The sequence below is a fragment of the Herminiimonas sp. genome (genome assembly GCF_030645555.1).
Lineage (GTDB): Bacteria > Pseudomonadota > Gammaproteobacteria > Burkholderiales > Burkholderiaceae_D > Oxalicibacterium.
Window position 1 is genome coordinate 1 of record NZ_JAUSME010000056.1, and the last position, 7,393, is coordinate 7,393.

The following is a 7,393-nucleotide window of genomic DNA, read 5'->3' on the forward strand; positions in this document are numbered from 1 at the left end:
CTCACGGCACTGGAAGACAGCGACCTGCTGGTGATTCCCTCACATACGCTGTGGCGCCTGATCGATGAAGCCAACGGCGTGGCGCGTAATTTGCTGCGTCAGTTGTCATTTCGCCTGCGCGCAGCGAATGCACAATTACGACGACGCGAAAAAGTCGGCGAATTCTATCGCCAACTATCGATGGTCGATGGCTTGACTGCCTTGTATAACCGGGCCTGGCTCAATGACAGATTATCTGTCCTGGTCGATGAAGCACACAGCACGCAACAGCCCTTGTCGCTGATCATGATTGATCTGGATAATTTCAAGAAATTCAATGACGAGCACGGCCATTTAAGCGGCGACAATGCCTTGCGCATTGCCGCCGGCGTACTCAGCGCCGCACTGCGGCCGAGCGATTTTGCGGCGCGTTATGGCGGTGAAGAATTGATCGTGATACTGCCGGGCAGCAATGAGGCTGCCGGAAAAATGGTGGCGCAACGTCTGTGCGAACGCATGCGTTGCGCCGTCGTGTTTGACGACATGCGCATGCCGCTGCCGCATGTAACGGCATCGTTCGGCGTGGCCATGCTGGCGCCGCAGCAGGATGCCAACGGCTTGCTCGCCGCTGCGGATGCCGCTTTGTATCGGGCCAAGGAAGCGGGACGCAACCAGGTCGCGCTTTGATGCCGCGCTCATAACCACTCATACATTCCAAGATGCTGACGCACACCTTTCTCTGGCACGACTACGAAACCTTCGGCATACAGACGCGCCGCGACCGGCCGGCGCAGTTTGCCGCCATCCGCACCGATGCCGAACTCAATGAAATCGGCGAACCCATCATGCTGTACTGCAGCCCGGCCAGTGACTTCCTGCCGGACCCGCAATCGTGCCTGATCACCGGCATCACGCCGCAAGTTTGCCTGGAACGCGGAATACCGGAACATCAGTTCGCCGCGCAGATCGAAAGTGCGCTGGCAGAAAGCGGCACCATAGGCGTCGGCTACAACACGATACGTTTCGATGATGAAGTCACGCGCTTCCTGTTCTGGCGCAACCTGATCGATCCCTATGCGCGTGAATGGCAAAACAATTGCGGTCGCTGGGACCTGCTCGATGTCGTGCGTACCGCGTATGCATTGCGTCCTGAAGGCATCAACTGGCCGAAGCATCCGGATGGCCGTCCGAGCTTCCGGCTGGAACAGCTGACTGCCGCCAACGGCATCGCGCACGAAGCCGCGCATGATGCCTTGTCTGACGTACGCGCCACCATTGCGCTGGCGCGCCTGATACGCGAGCGCAATCCCAAGCTGTTCGATTTCTGTTTTGCCCTGCACAAGAAAGACCGCGTGGCAGCGGAAATAGGCTTGCCGCTGCGCCGCCCCTTCCTGCACATTACCGGGATGTTCCCTGCCGAACGCGGCTGCATAGGCATCGTCTGGCCGCTGGCCGTACATCCGACCAACAAGAATGAAGTGATCGTGTGGGATCTGGCGGCCGATCCGAGCGAACTCGCAACGCTGGACGCCGAGACGATACGCATGCGCATGTTCAGCAAGGCCGATGCATTGCCGGAGGGCGTCAGCCGCCTGCCGATCAAATCCATCCATCTGAACAAATCTCCTATCGTCATCAGCAACCTGAAAACGCTGTCGCCGGAGATGACGCAGCAATGGGGGCTGGACGTCGCCACCGCATTGCGGCATGCCGACATTGCAGCGGCAACGCCGGACATGACGGCGATCTGGCAAGAGGTATTCCATCGCCCGCAGGCAGCAACGCCGGATGTCGATGAAGATTTGTACGGCGGCTTTGTCAGCAACGGTGACAGGCGCCTGCTGCAGGATTTGCGCGCACTGTCGCCGGAAGCATTGGCCCAGGCGCATCCGGGCTTTGCCGATGCGCGACTGGAAGAAATCCTGTGGCGCTACCGCGCGCGCAATTTCCCGCATACGCTGTCGGAAAGCGAAGTGCAGCGCTGGGAAGAACATCGCGCGGCGCGCTTGTTCGATGGCGAAGGCGGTGCACGCACGATAGAAGGATTGTTTGCCGAAATCGACCAGTTGTCTGAAACCGTGGATGAGCGCGGCGAAGAAATCTTGGGCGCCTTGTACGACTACGCCGAATCGATAGCCCCCGTGCGCGCATAATATTTGCAACGGCTTTATACTTGCGCGGCTATCTATTTTCGGAGTTTCAAATGCATCTTGCTTACTGGTGTGTATTGCTTGCCGGGATCATGCCCGCAGCGACGGTTGCGATTGCCAAATGGGGCCGGCGCGATTTCGACAATTCCGAACCGCGACGCTGGCTGGAAAACCAGGAAGGCGTGCGCCGGCGTGCCGATGCCGCCCATCGCAATCATTTTGAAGCGTTTCCGTTTTTTGCTGCCGGGGTACTGGTCGCGCAACAATTGCATGCGCCGCAGGATGCGATCAATATGCTGGCCATCGCATTCATCGCCTCACGCATCATGTACACGCTGCTGTACCTGACGGATCGCGCCACGCTGCGTTCCCTCACGTGGCTGATCGGTTATCTATCCGTGATCGCACTCTTTTTCATCGCTGCATTTCAGGGCAGCTGAGCGGCTGCCGGACTGCACTACTCTTTATTTTTTATCGATTCCTTATGTCGCACGATCAAACATTACATTTGCTGCAAGACTCCCTCAATGCGATACGCCAGGATCAACTGGCTGTCGCTGCTTTCTGCCAGACATGGCGCGCACAAAACGCGTTGCTGTCAGCCTTGCCGCCGCGTTACGGCGAAGTGATGGAAGACATGCTGGGGCGGCTGGAGGCCGGCAGCTTGTTTACCGAAGAAAGCTGTTCTTTCAGCCAGGTCGACTTGCTGACGAATCTGGATGTGTGGCTGGACCAGGCACAACAGGCGCTGGCCAAAGCCGGCTGAGCGTCATTGTCTCCACCCATTTTTAAATGAGCAAACATCATGCAACAACTAGAATTTGAATTGAATGACGAATACGTCGAATTGAACCAGCTGCTGAAACTGGTCGGCGTATGCGATAGCGGCGGCGCCGGCAAAATGCTGGTCGCCAGCGGCAAGGTCAAGGTGGATGGCCAGACCGAATTGCGCAAAACCTGCAAGATACGCGCGGGACAGGTCGTCGCCCTGGGCGACGTACGGATCACGGTACGCGCAGCCGCTTGAGCCTGACCCCGCTTTATTTCAGCCTGGCTGCTTCAGCGGCCAATTCTTCAACGTCCATTCGCCACCGCCAGCCGGCGCTGCTCTGCCGGCATTTCCAGTTGCTCGTGATGCGCAGGCGCGATCGATCGTTTGGGCAGGGGCATGACATTGTTGCGTGCAGCATGCTGCCACCCAGACTCTGCGCCGGCTTGAAGCTCCGTTGCCAGCTTGAACACGGCCACCGTCTCCGATAATTTGAGCGTTTGCTCGCGCATGCTTTCCGCCGCGGCAGCCGCCTCTTCCACCAGTGCCGCATTTTGCTGCGTAATGTCATCCATCTGGCCTATCGCCTGATTGATATGCTCGATGCCGGTCTGCTGTTCAACGCTGGCTGAGGTGATTTCTTCCATGATGGTCGTAACGTGACTGATCGATAAAACGATCTCATCCATCGTCTTGCCTGCCATGTTGACCTGTTTGCTGCCGGTGCCTACCTTGTCCACCGAATCGGCAATCAGCAATTTGATTTCCTTGGCCGCCACTGCACTGCGCTGCGCCAGATTGCGCACTTCGGCGGCAACCACCGCAAAGCCGCGTCCCTGCTCGCCTGCACGCGCGGCTTCAACAGCGGCATTCAAGGCCAGGATATTGGTCTGGAAGGCGATGCTGTCGACGACGCCTATGATGTCGCTGATTTCCTTTGCGCTTTGCTGGATGGAATTCATCGTATCCACCACTTTCGCCACCACCTCGCCACCTTGCGCGGCGATGCCGGAAGCCGTTTTTGCCAGTTGATTCGCATGTTGCGCGTGGGCGGCATTCTGCTTGACGGTACTGGTCAGTTCTTCCATCGCGGCCGATGTCTGTTCCAGCGAGCTGGCTTGTTCTTCGGTGCGGGTGGATAGATTGAAATTGCCGCTCGCGATTTCATTCGAAGCCAGTGCGATCGTGTCGCTACCCTGACGCACCTGCGACACCAGTCGTGTCAGTCCGTCATTCATGCCGCCGAATGCATTGAGCAACTGCGCGATTTCATCCTTGCCATCCGATGTGATTTTTTGGCTCAGGTCGCCGGATGCCGCACGCATGACTGCGGCGCTGAGTCTTCGTACTTCAGTCGAAAACGATACATAGAATCCAAGCAGGAAATAGCCGGCAACCGCCAGCGCAGACAGTATTGCGAGCATGATCATGTTGCGATGAAAGGCCGCGTTCTCGATCCGCACCTGCAGCAATTGATCGAGCACGCTGGCCGCCGTATCTGCTGCGGCATACAAACCATCGATGCTGACGTGGCCGGCTTCTGCAAACTGATTGCCGCTAGTTTGATCAACGGCATTCAAGACTTCATTTTTTGCGCGATCCAGATAAGCCGTGGCTGCCGGAACTGCCGCCAGTGCCGGTGCCATTTTCTGCTGCAGTTGCGGACTCTCGCGCAGCAAGGTTTCCATCTTGCCGGCGATCGCTACCAGATCGCGGCGCGTGACCAGCACGGTTGAGCCCAGCAACACTTCTTCATTCGCTTCCATCAAGGCAGTATCAATATAGGCTGCACCCCGCCCGGCTATTTCTGACAGGCCTTCGGTAATTTGCGGGAAATCCTTGGCAAACAACTCGGTCAAATAGTAAGTCACGACTTCAGGATCGTGCGTGAGATTGCTGCGATCCGCGATCATCGTATTGAACCTGACCAGCTGCGCGATCAATGCAGTATGTTCAGCATAGATTTTCCTGTCTTTGCTGGCGGATAATTTCCCCTGCAAGGCGTTCCAGTTGTTCTGTATCGTTGCCCAATCGCTGCCGGCATACAGTTCCGCCTCGGATTTGCGCAAGACATCGAAGGCGGTGATTTTCTCGTTGATATTCTTTTGCGCCTGTTGCGCCTTTTGCTCGGCACTGGCATTGCCCATGATGAACATGTGCTGGAAGGCGCGATGCTGCTGGGTGAGCTGGATGATTTCCTGCACCTAGCGGACATGGCTGACGCCTAGGCGTTCCTGCTGCGTGAAGGCGATCGATTTGTTCAATTCAGTCAGCAGCAGCGTGCTGACCAGCGCCAGCGGTATGACGAAAATCATCGCCAACACTATAAATTTCGGCAACAAGTGCAATCTTTGCATCAGTTTGACGGCTGGTGCCAACAATACATTTTTCATACTCATACCTTTTAATGGTCAGCGTGATTCGACTTGTATCAAGGATCGGACGATCGACTCGATACGCTGGAATTGCTTGGGAGTAATTTTGGCGAGCAAATATGACGCTGTGATGAATTGCTTTTTTGCGGCGCAGATACAACAGCGCAGAAGCGCTACGCGCGGCTGTCAGGCATGGGACAATGACGCCATGACGCCATATGAAAAATTGATATTTGTCGATCTGGAAACCACGGGTGCCAACCTGGTCAACGATCGCATCACCGAGATCGGCATCGTGGCCGTCAGCACCGATGGCAAGATAGAACGCTGGTCGACCTTCGTCAATCCGGGCCGGCCGATACCGTCTTTTATCCAGGGCCTGACCGGGATCAGCGACGACATGGTAGCAACGGCACCCTCTTTCGAAACGCTGGCTGATGGCGTGCGCGCACGCCTGGAAGGCGGTTTGTTTATCGCGCACAATGCACGCTTCGATTACGGTTTTTTACATCATGCATTTGCCCGCGCTGGCCATGCCTTGCACTCGGAAATGCTGTGTACGGTCAAGCTGTCGCGCGCACTTTTCCCGCAAGAGAAAAAGCACAATCTGGATACCCTGATTGCGCGACACGAGCTGATCCCCGAAGCGCGCCATCGCGCGTTGGCAGATGCGGATTTGCTGTGGCAGTTGTGGCGCAAGCTGACGGCAAGCATGCCGGATGATATTTTTTCGCAAAAGGTCCAGGCCTTGCGGCAGCGGCCGAATTTATCCGCGTCACCGGATGGGCAGACAGCAAGTACGTAATGCTCTATGCTGCTATTGCACGACCGCGCGATTAATTACATGCAACGACCAATACAATAAGAAGAGACCTGCCCCATGACAAAACTCATCTATATCGCTGATCCCATGTGTTCATGGTGTTACGGTTTCGGACCGGAACTGGTGACGCTGCTCAATGGCATCCCGGATACACCGGTGGAACTCGTACTCGGCGGCTTGCGTGCGTACAACTCGGAAACGATGGATGAGAAATTGCGCGCGATGCTGCTTACGCACTGGGAAAAAGTCGCAGAAGTCAGTGGCTTGCCATTTTCCATGGATGCCTTGTCGCATACCGGCTTTATTTACGATACGGAACCGGCCTGTCGCGCCGTCGTCGCGGCCAGAATGCTGGCGCCGCATGCTGCGCTCAATGTGTTTCACGCCATCCAGCATGGATTTTATGCAGAAGGCCTGGATACGACTAAAGGCGAGGTACTGGCGAAGATAGGCGTCGCGGCCTTGAGCAAGTCAGGAGTGGAGGTTGATGTAAACGATTTTCTCGCAAGATGGTCATCGGAAGAAGCCATTAGCGCGACGAACGCAGATTTTCTGCAGACCCAGCGCTGGAAAGTGTCCGGCTTCCCGACCCTCGTGCTGGAGAGCGGTGGCGCGTTGAACCTGGTGAGTTCGGGCTTTGCCCGTACAGAAACATTGGTCGAACGCTTGCAGGCACTGATAGATCAAACAGCCTGATCTTAATTTTTCATCGCATGGCGCTGCACGCGCCATGCATCAAGACATGTGCTGTCCGCCATTGATGGCGATATTCGCCCCCGTCACAAATGCCGCCTCATCAGAGGCAAGATAGGCAACCAGGCCGGCGATTTCTTCCGGCTTGCCCAGACGCCCCATCGGTATCTGCGGCACGATTTTCGTATCCAGCACCTCTTGCGGTATCGCCATCACCATTTTGGTCCCGATATATCCTGGTGAAATCGTGTTGACGGTGACCGCCTTGCGCGCGACTTCCAGCGCCAGCGCCTTGGTAAAACCATGCATGCCAGCCTTGGCGGCAGAATAATTAGTTTGCCCGAACGCGCCCTTCTGCGCATTCACCGACGAGATATTGATGATGCGGCCCCAGCCGCGATCGACCATGCCATCACATACCGGCTTGGTCATGTTGAAGACTGAATCCAGATTGGTGCGCATCACCAGATCCCAATTCAGCTTGTCCATTTTCCTGAAGGTCATGTCGCGCGTAATGCCGGCATTATTGATAAGCACATCAATCGGACCGATTTCCTTTTCGATGATGGCGACGCACTGCTGCGCAGAATCATAATCGGCAACG

General features: G+C 56.3%; 10 protein-coding genes. 7 read left to right on the plus strand and 3 right to left on the minus strand.

Annotated features, from left to right (window positions below):
• From Q7T06_RS02280 to Q7T06_RS02300, 5 genes are all read left to right on the plus strand, one after another.
• Positions 1 to 666, plus strand: a 666-nt coding sequence (locus Q7T06_RS02280) for a diguanylate cyclase (RefSeq protein ID WP_304779465.1), incomplete at its 5' end; no start/stop codon positions are given.
• Between the two features lie 32 nt (positions 667 to 698).
• The gene (gene sbcB / locus Q7T06_RS02285; protein WP_304779468.1) at positions 699 to 2,132 is read left to right on the plus strand and encodes an exodeoxyribonuclease I; all 1,434 of its coding nucleotides are present in this window, start codon (positions 699 to 701) and stop codon (positions 2,130 to 2,132) included.
• Between the two features lie 50 nt (positions 2,133 to 2,182).
• On the plus strand, positions 2,183 to 2,569 hold the full coding sequence (locus Q7T06_RS02290; protein WP_304779470.1) for an MAPEG family protein: 387 nt from the start codon (positions 2,183 to 2,185) through the stop codon (positions 2,567 to 2,569).
• A 44-nt stretch (positions 2,570 to 2,613) separates the two neighbouring features.
• Positions 2,614 to 2,895 carry a hypothetical protein gene (locus Q7T06_RS02295; RefSeq protein ID WP_304779473.1) on the plus strand — a complete coding sequence of 94 codons (282 nt, stop codon included), beginning with the start codon at positions 2,614 to 2,616 and terminating at the stop codon, positions 2,893 to 2,895.
• 39 nt (positions 2,896 to 2,934) lie between these two features.
• Positions 2,935 to 3,156 (plus strand): RNA-binding S4 domain-containing protein, encoded by a 222-nt coding sequence (locus tag Q7T06_RS02300; RefSeq protein ID WP_304779476.1) that lies wholly within the window; start codon positions 2,935 to 2,937, stop codon positions 3,154 to 3,156.
• Between the two features lie 47 nt (positions 3,157 to 3,203).
• Here the strand turns inward: Q7T06_RS02300 and Q7T06_RS02305 are convergent, their stop codons facing one another.
• Positions 3,204 to 5,102, minus strand: a complete 1,899-nt coding sequence (locus Q7T06_RS02305) for a methyl-accepting chemotaxis protein (RefSeq protein ID WP_304779480.1) — start codon at positions 5,100 to 5,102, stop codon at positions 3,204 to 3,206.
• Positions 5,103 to 5,297 carry a hypothetical protein gene (locus tag Q7T06_RS02310; protein ID WP_304779483.1) on the minus strand — a complete coding sequence of 65 codons (195 nt, stop codon included), beginning with the start codon at positions 5,295 to 5,297 and terminating at the stop codon, positions 5,103 to 5,105. It lies immediately after the preceding gene.
• 184 nt (positions 5,298 to 5,481) lie between these two features.
• Here Q7T06_RS02310 and Q7T06_RS02315 point away from each other — a divergent pair, with 184 nt between their 5' ends.
• Positions 5,482 to 6,078, plus strand: coding sequence for a PolC-type DNA polymerase III (locus tag Q7T06_RS02315; protein WP_304779486.1), 597 nt, complete (start codon positions 5,482 to 5,484; stop codon positions 6,076 to 6,078).
• A gap of 75 nt (positions 6,079 to 6,153) precedes the next feature.
• Positions 6,154 to 6,792, plus strand: coding sequence for a DsbA family protein (locus Q7T06_RS02320; protein ID WP_304779488.1), 639 nt, complete (start codon positions 6,154 to 6,156; stop codon positions 6,790 to 6,792).
• Between the two features lie 39 nt (positions 6,793 to 6,831).
• On the opposite strand, the gene phbB is transcribed toward Q7T06_RS02320, so the two are convergent.
• Positions 6,832 to 7,393, minus strand: a 562-nt coding sequence (phbB, locus tag Q7T06_RS02325) for an acetoacetyl-CoA reductase (RefSeq protein WP_304779492.1), incomplete at its 5' end; no start/stop codon positions are given.